Genomic DNA, 14,358 nt, shown 5'->3' with positions numbered 1-14,358 from the left:
ACAGATCACCTGTCGCCGCTTTTCTGCATAAGCTCAATGCAGTTCACTGCCTGTTTGCGAGAGGTCCATCGTGCTTATCCGTCATAAGTTGATCCTGAATACCGTGCTGGTTGCCGTTGCCATGCTGGTACTGAGCGGCCTGTTTATCTACTCCAGCCAGGTGCACCGTCACCTGACCGAAGCCCAGCGCAATATCGACCAGCTGGAGATCGCCATGCTCAACCTGCGGCGGGCCGAGAAGGATTTTCTGATCCGTAAGGATGTGACCTTCGTCGAGCGCTTCAATCAGGGGCTGTCAGATTTTCACCAGCACAATCGGGAGCTGGTGACCGATGACAATCTGGCGGCTGTCGAGGGGGAGCTGACCAGACTGGATCAGCAGATCAGCGGTTATGGCAAAGCCTTCAACGATCTGGTTGCCCAGCAGCAGAAGATTGGTCTGGGGCCGGAGGAGGGGCTCTATGGCAAGCTGCGGGCGGCGGTGCATGAGGTGGAGAATGGGCTCAAGCAGCTGGATCAGCAGGGGTTGCTCATCACCATGTTGCAGCTGAGGCGGGCGGAGAAAGACTTCATGCTTCGCTCCGATATCCAGTATCTGGAGCGTTTCGAGACCTTGCACAAGAGTTTTCAGGATAGCCTTGCCACTTTGCCGGAGGCGGATCGCGGCAAGCTGGAACAGGCCAGCAAGCAGTACCGGCAGGACTTTGTGGCGCTGGTGCAGGGGATGCAGGTACTGGGGCTGAAAGAGGATGAGGGGCTGCGCAACCAGATGCGGGATCTGGTGCATCAGACCGAACAGGGGTTTGCCGCCGTCGATCAGCACATTGTCGCTGAGCTGGAGCGGCAGAGCGCTCGCCTCAACAGCCTGATGCTGGTCTGTGGCGGGGTGATTGTGGTGCTGATCGGCATCATGAGCGTGTTGCTGGGGCGCAGCATCGACCGTCCCATTACTCAGGTGAATGACACCGTCAACCGCATTCGTCAGGATAATGACCTGCGCCTGAAGATAGATCTGCGCGGGGCAGATGAAATGGCCCAGCTGGCAGGCAATCTCGACGTGATGCTGGGCGGGTTTCGCGATCTGATCGGCGATGTGAAGCAGAGCGTGCACACCCTGACTGAAGCGGCGGATCACCTCTCGGCCAACGTCAAGCGCACCAGTGAAGGGGCGGCGCGCCAGCTGCAGGAGACTGATATGGTGGCGACCGCTTCCACCGAGATGGGCTCCACCATCGAAGAGATCGCCCGCAACACCGAGCAGGCGGCCAACAATGCGCAGGCGACCAACAACAAGGCGATGGAGGGGCGGACTGCGGTCGAGAATACTGTCGAGCAGATCCGCTCGCTGGCGGGCAATCTGGAGAGCTCATCCCGCGAGGTGAGCCAGCTGCAAAAAGAGAGCGAGACCATCGGCTCCGTGCTCGATGTGATCCGCGGCATTGCCGAGCAGACCAACCTGCTGGCCCTCAATGCGGCCATTGAAGCAGCCAGGGCAGGGGATCAGGGACGTGGCTTTGCGGTAGTGGCCGATGAGGTGCGCAATCTGGCCATCCGTACCCAGAAATCGACCCAGGAGATTGCCGGCATCATCAGCTCGCTGCAGAAACAGACCGGCAGCATCGTCGAGGTAATGGCGACCTGCCGCGAGCAGGGCAACCGCAGCTCGGATCAGGCCAGTACCGCAGGGGAGTTGCTGGGGCAGATCACTCAGGATGTTACCAACATCATGGATATGAGCACCCAGATTGCGGCAGCCATCGAACAGCAGAGTCTGGTGGCCAACGAGGTGAACCGCAACGTCAACAACATCCGCGACATCGCCCAGGAGTCGAGCATCATGGCGGAGGAAAATGCGAGATCCAGCGAGGGTCTCAACGAGCAGGCCCAGCTGCTCAACAAGGCGGTGGCAAAATATCGGGTTTAGTGAGCGGACTGGCATCCTTATGAGGTTTTTGCACCAGAGTGGCAATGATTTGATCGTAATGGCTGTTATTGGAGAAATTCGCTCATATAATCGCCGCCACTATGATGATTCGGAAGGATTCGATGGCAAAGTTGCTGGTGGCCGTATTCGGGCTGCTCTGTTCCTGTCTGGTGTTGGCAGGGGCGGCGCCCCAGGATACCCCACTCAAGCCCGGTATGGAGCCGCTACTCAGCTGGTTCAACGGGGCCTTTACGAGCCGGGAGCAGGCCAGTTACGACAGCCGCTTTACCAGTGCCGAGCTGCGCCTGATGGAGATCTGGCCCGGCTATCAGGGCTATCGCTGGGTCTATGCCGAGCAGTACCTGAGTCTGCGCTCCGTCCGTCCTTTCCGCCAGCGCATCTATCGCTTCTCACCCGCCCCTGACGGGCGGATCCTGATGGCCGAACTGACCATGCCCCGTGCCACCGATTTTGCCGGTGCCTGGCATGATCCCGCCCTGCTCGACAGTCTGACCCCGCAGCAGCTCTCCTTGCGCCACGGATGCGAGATCTGGTTGACCCGTACCCCCTCCGGCGAATATGCCGGTCACACCCGGGTGGGCCACTGCTCCACCGATTTTGGTGGTGCCACGACGCTGGTGCAGCATATCTGGATTGGCCCCGACAGCGTCAGACTGCTGGATCGAGCCTATGACAACGCAGGGAGCCCGCGCTGGGGCAGCCCGGGTGAGGGGTATGTCTATTTGCGTCGTTCCAAAGGGTTTGGCCAGTAGGGGAGAGTACGTCTGGCTGCGGGAACATGAAGGATGAAAAACAGGGATCGTAAAAAAGGCGCCCGATGGGCGCCTTTTTCAGAATTCTTCAGAAGTAAAATTACTTCTTGGTGGTCATCGCACCGAAACGCTTGTTGAACTTGTCTACGCGGCCGCCGCTAGAAACTTCTTTCTGCTTGCCGGTGTAGAACGGGTGGCACTCGGAGCACACGTCCAGGTTCAGATCTTTACCGATGGTAGAGAAAGTGTTGATGACGTTACCGCAAGAGCACTTGGCGGTGATGGCTACGTAGTCAGGATGGATACCAGCTTTCATGGACAACCTCAATTAATAGGCCGTGTCGCCATCCGATCTCTTGTCGGACACCACACGATTGTTGAACACAGTTTCAAAGGCTGCGAATAATATAGGAAATGCCTGATATCAGGCAAGTGGCTTCGCAGAAAAAATAGGCAACCCCTGGTGAATTCTTCCCAAACGCTGGATCTGGTTCGTGTCGCTGTCCCGGTACCGTTACGCCGTCACTTCGACTATCTCTCTCCCCTGCCGTTACCTGCCCCCGGTTGCCGGGTCGAGATCCCTTTCGGTCCCCAGACCCTGGTCGGGCTGGTGGTGGATCATCCGGTTGACAGCCAGGTGGCTCGCAACAAGCTCAAGCCCATCAAGCGGGTACTCGATGCGACGCCGGTGCTGGGGCCGGATATTCTGGCGCTGATGAACTGGAGCGCCAGCTACTACCAGCATCCGCTGGGGGAAGTATTGCCTCACGCCCTACCAGTGCTGGTACGCAAGGGGGAGCCTGCCGCCTATCGCGAGCTGGAGTTCTGGTTTGCCACCGAGGCAGGGATGGCCATCGACCTCAACGAGCTCAAGCGGGCGGCCAAGCAGCAGCAAGCGCTCGCCTTGCTGCGCAAGGGGCCGCAGACCCCTTCCGCCCTCAAGCAGGAGGAGATCCAGAGCGCCGCTCTCACCGCGCTGGAGAAGAAGGGGCTGCTGGAGAAGCGCTCACTGGAGCCGAGCCACGATGGCGATTGGGCTGCCCGCTTTGAGCCGGGGGAGGGGCTGCGCCTCAATAGCGAACAGGCGTTGGCGGTCTCCGCCGTCACCAGCCAGAGCGACAAGTTCGGTGCCTTCCTGCTCGATGGCATCACCGGTTCCGGCAAGACCGAGGTGTATTTAAGCATCCTCGAGCCCCTGCTCAAGGCGGGCAAACAGGCGCTGGTGATGGTGCCGGAGATCGGTCTTACCCCGCAGACCATCAACCGCTTCCGGCGCCGCTTCAACGTGCCTGTGGTGGCGATGAACTCCGCCATGAACGACAGGGAGCGGCTCGACGCCTGGCTCGCCTGCCGCGACGGCGGCGCCGCCATCCTGATCGGCACCCGCTCCGCGGTGTTCACCCCGTTTCACAACCTCGGCATCATCATCATCGACGAGGAGCACGACGGCTCCTTCAAGCAGCAGGATGGTTTTCGCTACCACGCGCGGGATCTGGCGGTGATGCGGGCCCATCGTGCCGGTATCCCCATCCTGCTTGGCTCGGCCACCCCGTCCCTGGAGACATTGCACAACGCCCGCACCGGCAAGTATCACCACCTCACCCTGACTCGCCGCGCCGGCAATGCCCAGACCGCCCGTCAGGTGATCCTCGATATCAAAAACGTGCGGTTGCAGGCCGGGCTTTCCCCCCAGCTGGAGCAGCTGATGGCAGGGCATCTGGCGGCGGGCAATCAGGTGATGCTGTTTCTCAACCGCCGTGGCTATGCCCCGGCTCTGATCTGTCACCAATGTGGCTGGAGCGCCGCTTGTGAGCGTTGCGATGCCTGGTACACCTGGCATCAGGCCGGACGACGGCTGCACTGCCACCACTGTGACAGCGTGCGCCCCTTGCCCCACCACTGCCCCGAGTGTGGCAGCAACGAACTGATCGGATCGGGAGTGGGCACCGAGCAGCTGGAACAGCTGCTTACCACAGTGTTCCCGCAATATCCGGTGGTGCGCATCGATCGGGACAACACCCGTCGCAAGGGAGAGCTGGAGACCCATCTTGGCGACATCAAGGCGGGCAAGTACAAGATCCTGATCGGCACCCAGATGCTGGCCAAGGGCCACCACTTCCCGGATGTGACGCTGGTGGGTCTGCTGGATGTGGATGGCGCCCTGTTCAGCGCTGATTTTCGCGCAGCTGAGAAACTGGCCCAGCTCTACACCCAGGTGGCGGGCCGTGCCGGTCGCGCCAGCAAACCCGGGTTGGTGGTGCTGCAGAGCCATCATCCGGAGCACGCCTTGCTGCAGGATTTGACCCAGAACGGTTACGGCCACTTCGCCGATACGGCGCTGAAAGAGCGCCGCTTGCTGGGGCTGCCGCCCTTCAGCTATCAGGGGCTGTTCCGCGCCGAGGCCAACGGCCGCGACGAGGTGCAGCTGTTCCTCGCCCGCCTCGCCGATACTCTGCGCAGCGCCCGCTATCCCCACGTTCAGGTGCTGGGGCCCATTAGCGGCTTTATGGAGCGCAAGGCGGGCAAGTTTCGCATGCAGTTGCTGGTGCAGGGGCCGAATCGAGCACCGCTGGCCCAACTGCTGGATTGGGCGGTGAAGGAGCTGGAAGGCTGGCCCGAGACCAAAAAGGTGCGCTGGAGTCTGGATATCGACCCCACCGAGCTGAGTTGATGGTGCCGGAGCCGGTCGTTGGCAGAGATCGTCAGCGACCGATGGGTGATTTCATTTCAAGGCTCAGACCCGCAGATCGATCTGCTGCACCCAGCCTCCTTTACCCTGTTCGGTGAGATAGAGGCCGGATTGGCGCAGCACCCCCTGATTGCCGCTCTCCCCCAGATGGTTGAAGGGGGTGTCGAGGGGGCGTAGCAGGATGGCGCCGATCCCCAGTTCGACCAGAGCTATAGGTGCGTGCTCCGGATGCCAGAACTGCAGGGCTGAAAACTGGCTATCCCCCTCATCCAGCACCCCGTTGCCATCCTCATCCAGGGTGGCCAACTCGCCGAAGCCATTGCCGGATCGAGCACCAAACAGCTCGCCCCCATCGTCTATGGTGCCGTTGCCATTGCGATCCAGCGCCACAAAGCCGCTGCCTTCCCGCAGACCCGGCAGGCTATCCTCCTTGCCATCCTGATCGATATCGAAATTGACCCGTGCCTCGGTCAGATCGGCAATCTTGCCATCCAGACTGAGCACCAGCGGATCTTTGAGGGCATTGAGGGTGGTGCGCCGCTGGCTCACCTCCAGCTGGCGCCAGTCGAGCACAAAGCCGAGATCGAGCTGAATAGTCTGACCATCCCGAGTCGCTACGCTGGCCGATGCCACCACGTTGAGCTGCTCCTGTTGCAGCAGGGTGTCAGTCACCTCCACCAGTTGATCCGGCTCGGCGGCTTGAGCAGCGGCGTCTCCTTGGGTCCCTCCATCGCCCCCCTCTTCGGTGGGCTTGATCGGCTTGGGCAGCTCGATTTCGTGGCCCAGCATCGCCTCAATCATCAGCTTGATCAGTCGCTGGCGGTTATCCAGCCCATCGTCGGGAATACCATCCTGCTCTTTGCCGACGTCCGCTGCGGGCGGGGCGGGAGGTGTTGTCGCTTGCTGGCTGGCGGCGGATTGCCTCGCGGTTTGCAGCGTCAGGGCGCTGGTGAGGGTCAGGGTGCTGCTGCGTTCGCCGGCCACTGCCGCGTTGTTGCCTTCCGGTGGATTGACGACGGGTGGCACTGGCCCGAGGTTGCGCACCTTGCGGCTCTGGGCCTGCTGTTGCCGGTATTGCACCTCCCCCTGGAGGTCGTAGTGATCGATGCGCATACATTCGCCCTCGGCGCTATACATCTGGTCAGTTATCGACCAGAGAATAAGCAGGGCTTAACACCAAATCGGACTAATCAGGGAGGTGGTTAGTACTAGGTTGCAAGGTGGTGACGTGGCAGGATGGCAAGAGACTGGATGGTGGCGCAGTGGTTGAACATTTTCAGGTAGCGCTGCGCATGCTGGCTGACAAGCGGCATCGGTGAGGATAGGGAGAATTACATGAGAAATTGTCTGGTGATGGGTGTGGCGGGATATGGTGGATTCCTGTCTGGCGCCCCTTGCATCAATGATGTTGAGGGCTTCACTCATGCGTAACTGTCTGGTGATGGGAGCGGCAGGCTATATCGGTTCCTATCTGGTACCCCACCTGCAAACCTTGGGCTACAAGGTGATTGCCGGGGCGCGCCGTCCCTGCCGATTGCCTGAGGGGGTCGAGTTTCGCCTCGCCGACAGCCTCAAGCCCATCACACTGCTGCCTGCGCTGGCGGGCATAGATACCGTCTTCTATCTGGTGCATGCCATGGGGGCGGGGGCCGATTTTCACCGATTGGAGCAGCAGGGGGTAAAGAACTTCGCTGCCGCCGCCCGTGCTGCCGGGGTGCGCCGTATCATCTATCTCGGGGCAATCCAGCCCGAGCAGTGCAACAGCCGCCATCTCAACTCCCGCCGCCACTGTGGCGAGCTGTTTCGCGAATCCGGTGTGCCGACGGTGGAGCTGCGCGCCGGCATCATCATCGGGCCCGGTTCGGCGGCGTTCGAGGTGATGCGGGATCTGGTGTTCAACCTGCCGATGATGGTGACGCCCAAATGGGTGCGCTCGCGCACGCCGCCGATTGCGCTGTCAAACCTGCTGCACTATCTGGGCGGGCTGGTAGAGGCCGACGAGGTGGATGGCCGCATCTTCAACGCGGTCGGCCCCGAGCTGCTCAGCTATCAACAGCAGTTGCAGAAGTTCGCCGCCCATATCGGCAAGCGCTGCCCCATCATTCCCATCCCGTTTCTGAGTCCGCGCCTCTCTGCCTGGTGGCTGCAGTTTGTCACCTCTGTGCCGCAGCCGGTGGCCAAGGCGCTGGTGGGCGGTCTCAAGCACGACATCCCGGCCGATGATGGCCCGCTGCGAGCCCTGCTGCCACAGACCCTGCTCAGCTTCGATGAGGCGCTGGCGGAGAGTCTGGCGCTGGAGCAGAAGCTGGGGGCCGAACAGCAGGGGCAGGAGACGCCCCTCGGCCTGCGCTGGCGCCATCCCGAATATGGCTTCTACGACCGTACCGCCAGCGGCGAGGCCATCTGTCTCGCCTCCCCCGAGGTGGTGTGGCAGGTGTTGCAGCAGCTGGGGGGTGAGCAGCGCTACTTCTACATGAACGAGCTGTGGGTGGTGCGCGAATGGATGGATCACCTGATCGGCGGCCCGGCCCGCACCCGTGGCCGCACCAATCCGGATCGTTTCGTGAAGGGGGATATGCTCGACTCCTGGCAGATCCTCGGGGTGGATGAGGGGCGCAGGCTCGATCTCTTGTTCAACATGAAGGCCCCGGGCGTCGGGCGGCTGGAGTTCAACATCCTGCCGGAGGAGTCCGGGTTGACCCGCATCCGGGTCACCGCTCACTGGCACCCGCAGGGCGCCTGGGGGCTGGCCTACTGGCTCGCCATGCTGCCGTTCCACCTCTTTATATTTCAGGGGATGACCGAGGCCATCGCCCGTCAGGCCGAGGCGAGGGCAGGTATCCCGGTGATGGATTAACCCTCTTCACATCATTCCCGCTGATAGAGTGCCCCGTTCGGGGCACTTTTTATGCGGCGGCCATGCCCGGTTATGGCAGATAGTGGTAGGCGTCTCATGGCAAAGGCTGGCATCATGCCGCGGTCTTGTTTACCGCGGATAGATAATCAGTCAGAAAAAGAAGGGATTATGAAGAAAAAACCGTCAATTTTGGGGGGCGCCTGCATCATTGCCAGCGTCTGCGTGGGAGCCGGCATGCTCGGTCTGCCGAGTTCGGGGGCGGGGGCCTGGACCCTCTGGTCGGTGCTGGCGCTGACCGTCACCATGGTGATGATGACCCTCTCCGGCTGGATGCTACTGGAATCCTTCCAGCACCACGACATGCGGGTCTCCTTCAATACCGTGACTCGCGAGCTGCTGGGGGAGAAGCTCAATCTCCTCAACAACCTCTCGGTCTACTTTGTTGGCGGCATTCTGCTCTACGCCTATATCACCTCCTCCGGTGCCATCTTGCAGGGGATACTGGGGATCGACAGCAAGCTTGCATCTGTGCTGTTCGTGGCGCTCTTCTCTGCGGTGGTGTGGCACTCGACTCGCGCCGTTGACCGCATCTCTGTGGTGCTGATCGCCTTCATGATCCTAAGTTTCGCCCTCGGCGTGGCCGGGCTGCTCGGCAGTATCAAGCTGCCGACCCTGCTCGATCTGACGGGCAGCGAGAGCCGCTACGCCCCCTATGCCATGGCGATGTTGCCGGTGGCACTCACCTCGTTCGGCTATCACCACTCGGTGGCCTCCCTGCGTGCCTACTACCAGAACGAGCAGCAGGCCAGATGGGCCATTCTGGGGGGAACCCTGATCGCGCTGGCGCTCTACGTGCTCTGGTTGCTGGGGATCTTCGGCAACCTGCCCCGTCAGGATTTTGCCCCCGTGATTGCCAAGGGAGGGGACGTGAGCGTGCTGCTCTCCGCCCTCTCCGGGGTTATCGAATCGGAGAAGGTGGCTAGCGCCATCAACGGCTTCTCCATGGCGGCGATCCTCTCCTCCTTTATCGGAGTGGGGCTCGGGGTGTTCGACTATCTGGCTGATCTGTTCAAGTTCGACAACAGCCGCGCCGGTCGCTGCAAGACCTGGGCGGTCACCTTCCTGCCGCCGCTGGTGCTCTCCCTGCTCTTCCCGTTCGGCTTCCTGCTGGCCATCGGCTATGCCGGTGCCGCCGCCACCATCTGGACCTGCATCATCCCGGCACTGCTGGTGCTGCGCACCCGGGCGCGGGCCGAGCGGGGCGAAGTGACTCCCCATTTCGTCACCCCCGGCGGCAAGCTGATGGCCTGGCTGCTGATCCTGTTCGGATTGGCGACCGCGCTGTTCCACTTCCTGTCGATGGCAAATCTGTTGCCGGTCTATCTGGGCAACTGAGTCAGGTCTACAGCACTGACAGAAAGGGCGGCAAGGCCAACTTGCCGCCCTTTTTGCGCCATTTTTACCCCACGCAGCAGGATCTATAACTAAAGTGGTATCTGTGACTGGGGGATGGTGCTAAACAAACTGGTCTGATCTGGCTAATGGCAGCATGATCTGCTGGGAATGACCCCTGCTTTCTTTTATGATCCCCGCCCTTCTGCGTGCCCCCTGTCGGCACCTCATTTGCACCAACCACATCGGGGTCCCCCATGTCCGATCTGCGTCAAGAAGCACTCGATTACCACGCCCAGCCCGTACCGGGCAAAATTGCCATCGCCCTGACCAAGCCTGCCGAAACCGCCCGTGATCTGGCGCTGGCCTACAGCCCGGGTGTTGCCGAGCCAGTGCGCGAGATCGCTGCCAACCCGGCCGATGCCTACCGCTATACCGGCAAGGGCAATCTGGTGGCCGTCATCTCCAACGGCACCGCCATTCTGGGTCTGGGTAATCTGGGGCCGCTGGCCTCCAAGCCGGTGATGGAGGGCAAGGCCCTGCTGTTCAAGCGCTTCGCCGGTATCGACGCCATTGACATCGAGGTGAAGCACGAGACCAGCCAGCAGTTTATCGACACGGTGGCGGCTATCGCCGATACCTTCGGTGGCATCAATCTGGAAGATATCAAGGCGCCGGAGTGTTTCGAGATTGAAGAGGCGCTGATCGCGCGCTGCGACATTCCGGTGTTCCACGATGATCAGCATGGTACCGCCATCGTCACCGCCGCCGGGCTGCTCAACGCGCTGGAAGTGCAGGGCAAGCAGATCAGTGACAGCCGCATCGTCTGCATGGGGGCGGGGGCTGCCGCCACCGCCTGCATGGACCTGCTGATCAAGTGCGGCGCCAGGGCGCACAACATCTTCATGCTGGATCGTCAGGGTGTTATCCACACCGGCCGCAGCGATCTCAACAAGTACAAGCAGCGCTTCGCCAACGAGACCCCGCTGCGCACCCTGATGGATGTTATCGAAGGGGCAGATGTGTTTGTCGGTGTTTCAGGCCCCGACGTGTTGCCCGCCGAGGCGGTCGCCCTGATGGCGCCCAACCCGGTGATCTTTGCCTGCTCCAACCCGGACCCGGAGATCAAGCCTGCGCTGGCCCACGGGGTGCGCCGCGACCTCATCATGGGTACCGGCCGCTCCGACTACCCGAACCAGATCAACAACGTGCTCTGTTTCCCCTTCATCTTCCGCGGTGCCCTCGATGCCCGCGCCAGCCGCATCAACGATGCCATGAAGATTGCCGCGGTCGAGGCGATCCGCGCGCTGGCCAAGGAGCCGGTGCCGGCCGAGGTGCTGACCGCCGCCGGGGTGAGCGAGCTCGCCTTCGGCAAGGATTACGTCATTCCCAAGCCGATGGATGCCCGTCTGCTGCCGCGCGTAGCCCGCGCCGTGGCGCTGGCGGCGGTGGCCTCTGGCGTCGCCCGCATCGAGCTGCCTGCGGACTACATGCTGTAATCCGGCGTTGCAAACGGCCCCATAGCGGGGCCGTTTTTATCTCTGCTTCTGGCGACAGTCGGAGGCGTAACCCGGGTGACAGGTTGGGGGAGATGGGGGCAAATCGGGTTCAAAGGTGGTCAAACAGCGCTCTCCTCTGACACAATATTGCCACTATGACGCTAACGAGAATCAAGATGCAGCAGCCTGTCAGCGGCCGTTTGGCCCACGCCCTCTCCTTCTTGCGCCATGATGGTCGCCACTTTGCCCAGTTTGTCTGGGGCCGTTTCCAGCAGGACAGATTGACGGTCACCGCCGGTTATCTGGCCTATGTCACCCTGCTTTCACTGGTGCCGATGATCGCCGTGGTCTTTGGCATGATGTCCGCCTTTCCGGTGTTCCAGAGCCTCAAACAGGCGATGGAGCAGTTCGTCTACCACAACTTCGTGCCGACGGCGGGAGAGGTGCTCAAGGAGTACATCGACGGCTTCGTCGCCAATGCCACAAACACCACTGCGGTGGGGATCGGGGCGCTGGTGGTGGTGGCGCTGATGCTGATCTCCGCCATCGACAAGAACCTCAACTACATCTGGCGTTCGACCCAGGGCCGCCCGTTGGCGCAGGCGTTTGCCATGTACTGGATGATCCTCACCCTGGGGCCCGTGCTTATCGGGGCCAGCATCGCCATCTCCTCCTACATCTTCTCGCTGCGGCTGTTTGGCGCCGAGAGCCTGTTCGGCATCGGCTATCTGCTGCTGCGCGGCTTGCCGTTCCTCTTCTCGGTGCTCACCTTCCTGCTGGTCTATACCGTGGTGCCCAACTGCAAGGTGCGGCTGGCCCATGCCTTTATCGGCGCGCTGGTGGCGGCGACCCTGTTCGAGCTTGCCAAGCGCGGCTTTGCCATCTACATCACCAGCTTCCCCTCCTATCAGGCCATCTACGGCGCGCTGGCTACCATCCCGATCCTGTTTGTCTGGGTCTATTTGAGTTGGCTGGTGGTGCTGCTTGGTGCGGAGACTACCGCCTGCCTCGGCGAGTACGAGAAGCCGGCGAGCGAGGAGCTTGGCTAAGCCATCGCCTTGGCCATCGGTTTATTGGTAGCATCGACGACCGCCCCTGCAATCGAGCCGGGGCGGTCGTTCTGTTTTGAGAGGAGAGGGATGTGATTGCACTGATTCAGCGGGTCTCCGAGGCCAGCGTGACCGTCGAGGGGGAGGTGACCGGCGCCATCGGTCAGGGGTTGTTGGTGCTGCTCGGGGTGGAGCAGGGGGATGATGAGGCCAAGGCCGACAAGCTGCTGCACAAGGTGAGCGGCTATCGGGTCTTCAGTGACGAGAACGGCAAGATGAACCTCAATGTCAGCCAGATCGGTGGCAGCCTGCTGGTGGTCTCCCAGTTTACCCTGGCGGCCGATACCAAGAGCGGGATGCGCCCCAGCTTCTCCTGCGGTGCCCACCCGAGCGAGGCCGAACGCCTCTATGACTACTTCGTGGCGAAGGCTGCTGCCAGCGGCATCCCGACCGCAACCGGGCGTTTTGCCGCCGACATGAAGGTGGCGCTGGTCAACGACGGCCCGGTTACCTTCTGGCTACAGGTCTGAGGATGCCTGATCCCGCGGTATGACGTGGACGATCACGTTGATGAGCCCTGCGACTGGATAGGGGGTGGCCGGGCCAATCCACTGTTCTATCAGTGTCAGGGCGTGGGTTAGCTCAAGTGCGGTGCGCGGCAACAGGTTGATGACCAGAGTGCCGCAGAGGCGGGGAGCCAGCGCCCGGTAGAGCCGCTCCTGAAACAGCAGCAGCGGGTTGCCATCCTGACTGAAGAGATCGAGCAGGATGAGATCGTACTGCTGCTCGCTCTGCTCCAGAAAGGCGAGGGCATCAGCCTGATGGAGTGTCGGAACGGCTTGCCCATCGTGCTCCTGATGCTGGAAAAACTGCTGATAAACGGTCAGCACCTCTTCGTCGAGGTCGACGCACTCGTGGCGAGCATCTGGCCAGCGTTGGCAGAGATGGCGGGTGAGATCGCCGCCACCCAGACCCAGTTCTAGGATCCGGGTGGCCTGCTCCGGCAGCAGGCAGGCGATGACACGTTGATGGGGCAGACAGAGGGCTGCGGGGTCGGCGAGCGACATGGCGGATTGCACCACGCCGTCTATCTCCAGCCAGCGGTGCTGGTCATTTTCCTGTACCGTGAGGCGGCGCTGGGGTTTGACGCTGAGGTGCAACAAGTGATCGGCTTGGTACGCTTGCAGATTGAAGTCCATGAATTTGCACGGCAAGATGGTTTCCGACCAGTGTAACTCAAGGATGAAACTATGTACCGGGTAGTCACCCCTCAGACAGTCGCCGAGCTGGATGCCTACTACCAGTTGCGCTGGGAACTTCTTCGTAAACCCTTCAATCTGCCCGTCGGTTCCGAGCGGGACGAATACGACACGGTTGCCATTCACCGGCTGATGCTGGCACCCGATGGTACCCCCATCGCGGTGGGGCGCCTCTTTATCGGCGGCGACGAGGCGCAGATCCGCTTTATGGCGCTGCGTCCCGAATATCGCGGTCAAGGGCTGGGCGCCAAAATGGTGGAGGATCTCGAGCAGCTGGCCCGTAGCGAGAAGGTGAAACGGCTGGTGATGAATGCCCGTCAGGAGGCGGTGGAGTTCTATCGCAAGTGCGGCTTTCTCGAAGTGGGGGGCGGCCCCGTCTCCTTTGGCCGGATTCCCCATCGCCAGATGATCAAATCCCTGAGCCCGTTGCAGACTATCCAGTACCGGCCGGAGTGGTGTCAGGACCTCACCACCCGCTGGTCGCGCGGGGTGCCCATCAGCGAGAAGATGGGGATGCACATCAGCCACTACGATGGCCAGACCTTCCATCTCAAGGCCAATCTGGCGGCCAATTTCAACGTGCATGGCAGCATGTTCGCCGGCAGTGTCTACAGCCAGTGCGTGCTGGCAGGCTGGGGGTTGATCTGGTTGCAGCTTAAAGAGGAGGGGCTGGTGGGCGAGCCGGTGCTGGCCGAGAGCACCATCAAATATCATGGCCCGGTCGATGAGGAGCCCGAGGCGCGAGTGGCCCGCGAGGGGATGCCCGCCGTGCTGCAGCCGCTCAAACGGGGGGAGCCTGCCACCTTCAGCCTCAAGATCCAGCTGTTCAGCGGCAGCAAGCTGGCGGCGGAGTTCTGCGGTCACTACGTGGTGCAGCCGCCCCGCCGCCCGGGCCAGTAACCGCGTCGTTTCCCCA

Annotated in this window: 12 protein-coding genes; 9 read left to right on the top strand and 3 right to left on the bottom strand. The window is 61.7% G+C overall.

All coding sequences use genetic code 11. The features are described from left to right. Positions 1-70 precede the first annotated feature (70 nt). Together G5179_RS15835 and G5179_RS15830 are read left to right on the top strand one after the other, a co-directional pair. Positions 71-1,924, top strand: coding sequence for a methyl-accepting chemotaxis protein (locus tag G5179_RS15835; RefSeq protein ID WP_421258704.1), 1,854 nt, complete (start codon positions 71-73; stop codon positions 1,922-1,924). A gap of 122 nt (positions 1,925-2,046) precedes the next feature. Beyond that, positions 2,047-2,697, top strand: a complete 651-nt coding sequence (locus G5179_RS15830) for a chromophore lyase CpcT/CpeT (RefSeq protein WP_268012668.1) — start codon at positions 2,047-2,049, stop codon at positions 2,695-2,697. Positions 2,698-2,797: 100 nt separating this feature from the next. Here G5179_RS15830 and rpmE read toward each other — a convergent pair whose 3' ends face one another. Then, a complete protein-coding gene (rpmE, locus tag G5179_RS15825; protein WP_005340673.1) occupies positions 2,798-3,013 on the bottom strand; it encodes a 50S ribosomal protein L31 in 216 nt (71 codons plus the stop codon). A gap of 147 nt (positions 3,014-3,160) precedes the next feature. Here rpmE and priA point away from each other — a divergent pair, with 147 nt between their 5' ends. After that, on the top strand, positions 3,161-5,368 hold the full coding sequence (gene priA, locus G5179_RS15820) for a primosomal protein N' (RefSeq protein ID WP_421258703.1): 2,208 nt from the start codon (positions 3,161-3,163) through the stop codon (positions 5,366-5,368). 63 nt (positions 5,369-5,431) lie between these two features. Here priA and G5179_RS15815 read toward each other — a convergent pair whose 3' ends face one another. Beyond that, positions 5,432-6,523: a hypothetical protein gene (locus tag G5179_RS15815; protein WP_421254524.1), complete on the bottom strand. Its 1,092-nt coding sequence runs from the start codon at positions 6,521-6,523 to the stop codon at positions 5,432-5,434. Between the two features lie 286 nt (positions 6,524-6,809). Here G5179_RS15815 and G5179_RS15810 point away from each other — a divergent pair, with 286 nt between their 5' ends. From G5179_RS15810 to dtd, 5 genes are all read left to right on the top strand, one after another. After that, positions 6,810-8,243 (top strand): DUF2867 domain-containing protein, encoded by a 1,434-nt coding sequence (locus G5179_RS15810; protein WP_113740156.1) that lies wholly within the window; start codon positions 6,810-6,812, stop codon positions 8,241-8,243. Between the two features lie 168 nt (positions 8,244-8,411). Next, positions 8,412-9,638 carry an aromatic amino acid transporter gene (locus tag G5179_RS15805; protein WP_201937650.1) on the top strand — a complete coding sequence of 409 codons (1,227 nt, stop codon included), beginning with the start codon at positions 8,412-8,414 and terminating at the stop codon, positions 9,636-9,638. A gap of 254 nt (positions 9,639-9,892) precedes the next feature. After that, positions 9,893-11,134, top strand: coding sequence for a malic enzyme-like NAD(P)-binding protein (locus tag G5179_RS15800; RefSeq protein ID WP_219265128.1), 1,242 nt, complete (start codon positions 9,893-9,895; stop codon positions 11,132-11,134). Positions 11,135-11,310: 176 nt separating this feature from the next. Further along, the gene (locus tag G5179_RS15795) at positions 11,311-12,183 is read left to right on the top strand and encodes a virulence factor BrkB family protein (protein ID WP_041209731.1); all 873 of its coding nucleotides are present in this window, start codon (positions 11,311-11,313) and stop codon (positions 12,181-12,183) included. Positions 12,184-12,275: 92 nt separating this feature from the next. Further along, the gene (gene dtd, locus G5179_RS15790; protein WP_033138812.1) at positions 12,276-12,713 is read left to right on the top strand and encodes a D-aminoacyl-tRNA deacylase; all 438 of its coding nucleotides are present in this window, start codon (positions 12,276-12,278) and stop codon (positions 12,711-12,713) included. On the opposite strand, the gene G5179_RS15785 is transcribed toward dtd, so the two are convergent. Next, positions 12,702-13,382, bottom strand: a complete 681-nt coding sequence (locus G5179_RS15785) for a spermidine synthase (RefSeq protein ID WP_421258709.1) — start codon at positions 13,380-13,382, stop codon at positions 12,702-12,704. The genes dtd and G5179_RS15785 overlap by 12 nt on opposite strands. Positions 13,383-13,433: 51 nt before the next feature. Here G5179_RS15785 and G5179_RS15780 point away from each other — a divergent pair, with 51 nt between their 5' ends. Next, complete coding sequence (locus G5179_RS15780) at positions 13,434-14,342, top strand: bifunctional GNAT family N-acetyltransferase/hotdog fold thioesterase (RefSeq protein ID WP_069527624.1); 909 nt, start codon at positions 13,434-13,436, stop codon at positions 14,340-14,342. Positions 14,343-14,358: the final 16 nt, after the last annotated feature.

This window comes from Aeromonas sp. 600886 (assembly GCF_049174935.1).
Lineage (GTDB): Bacteria > Pseudomonadota > Gammaproteobacteria > Enterobacterales > Aeromonadaceae > Aeromonas > Aeromonas veronii_A.
This window is presented reverse-complemented; position numbering and strand designations above follow the sequence as displayed.

Coding starts and splice junctions, on each gene's coding strand:
- G5179_RS15815 (WP_421254524.1), bottom strand. CDS start 6,523: ATGTATAGCGCCGAGGGCGAATGTATGCGCATCGATCACTACGACCTC.
- G5179_RS15785 (WP_421258709.1), bottom strand. CDS start 13,382: ATGGACTTCAATCTGCAAGCGTACCAAGCCGATCACTTGTTGCACCTC.
- rpmE (WP_005340673.1), bottom strand. CDS start 3,013: ATGAAAGCTGGTATCCATCCTGACTACGTAGCCATCACCGCCAAGTGC.
- G5179_RS15830 (WP_268012668.1), top strand. CDS start 2,047: ATGGCAAAGTTGCTGGTGGCCGTATTCGGGCTGCTCTGTTCCTGTCTG.
- G5179_RS15810 (WP_113740156.1), top strand. CDS start 6,810: ATGCGTAACTGTCTGGTGATGGGAGCGGCAGGCTATATCGGTTCCTAT.
- G5179_RS15795 (WP_041209731.1), top strand. CDS start 11,311: ATGCAGCAGCCTGTCAGCGGCCGTTTGGCCCACGCCCTCTCCTTCTTG.
- G5179_RS15805 (WP_201937650.1), top strand. CDS start 8,412: ATGAAGAAAAAACCGTCAATTTTGGGGGGCGCCTGCATCATTGCCAGC.
- G5179_RS15800 (WP_219265128.1), top strand. CDS start 9,893: ATGTCCGATCTGCGTCAAGAAGCACTCGATTACCACGCCCAGCCCGTA.
- G5179_RS15780 (WP_069527624.1), top strand. CDS start 13,434: ATGTACCGGGTAGTCACCCCTCAGACAGTCGCCGAGCTGGATGCCTAC.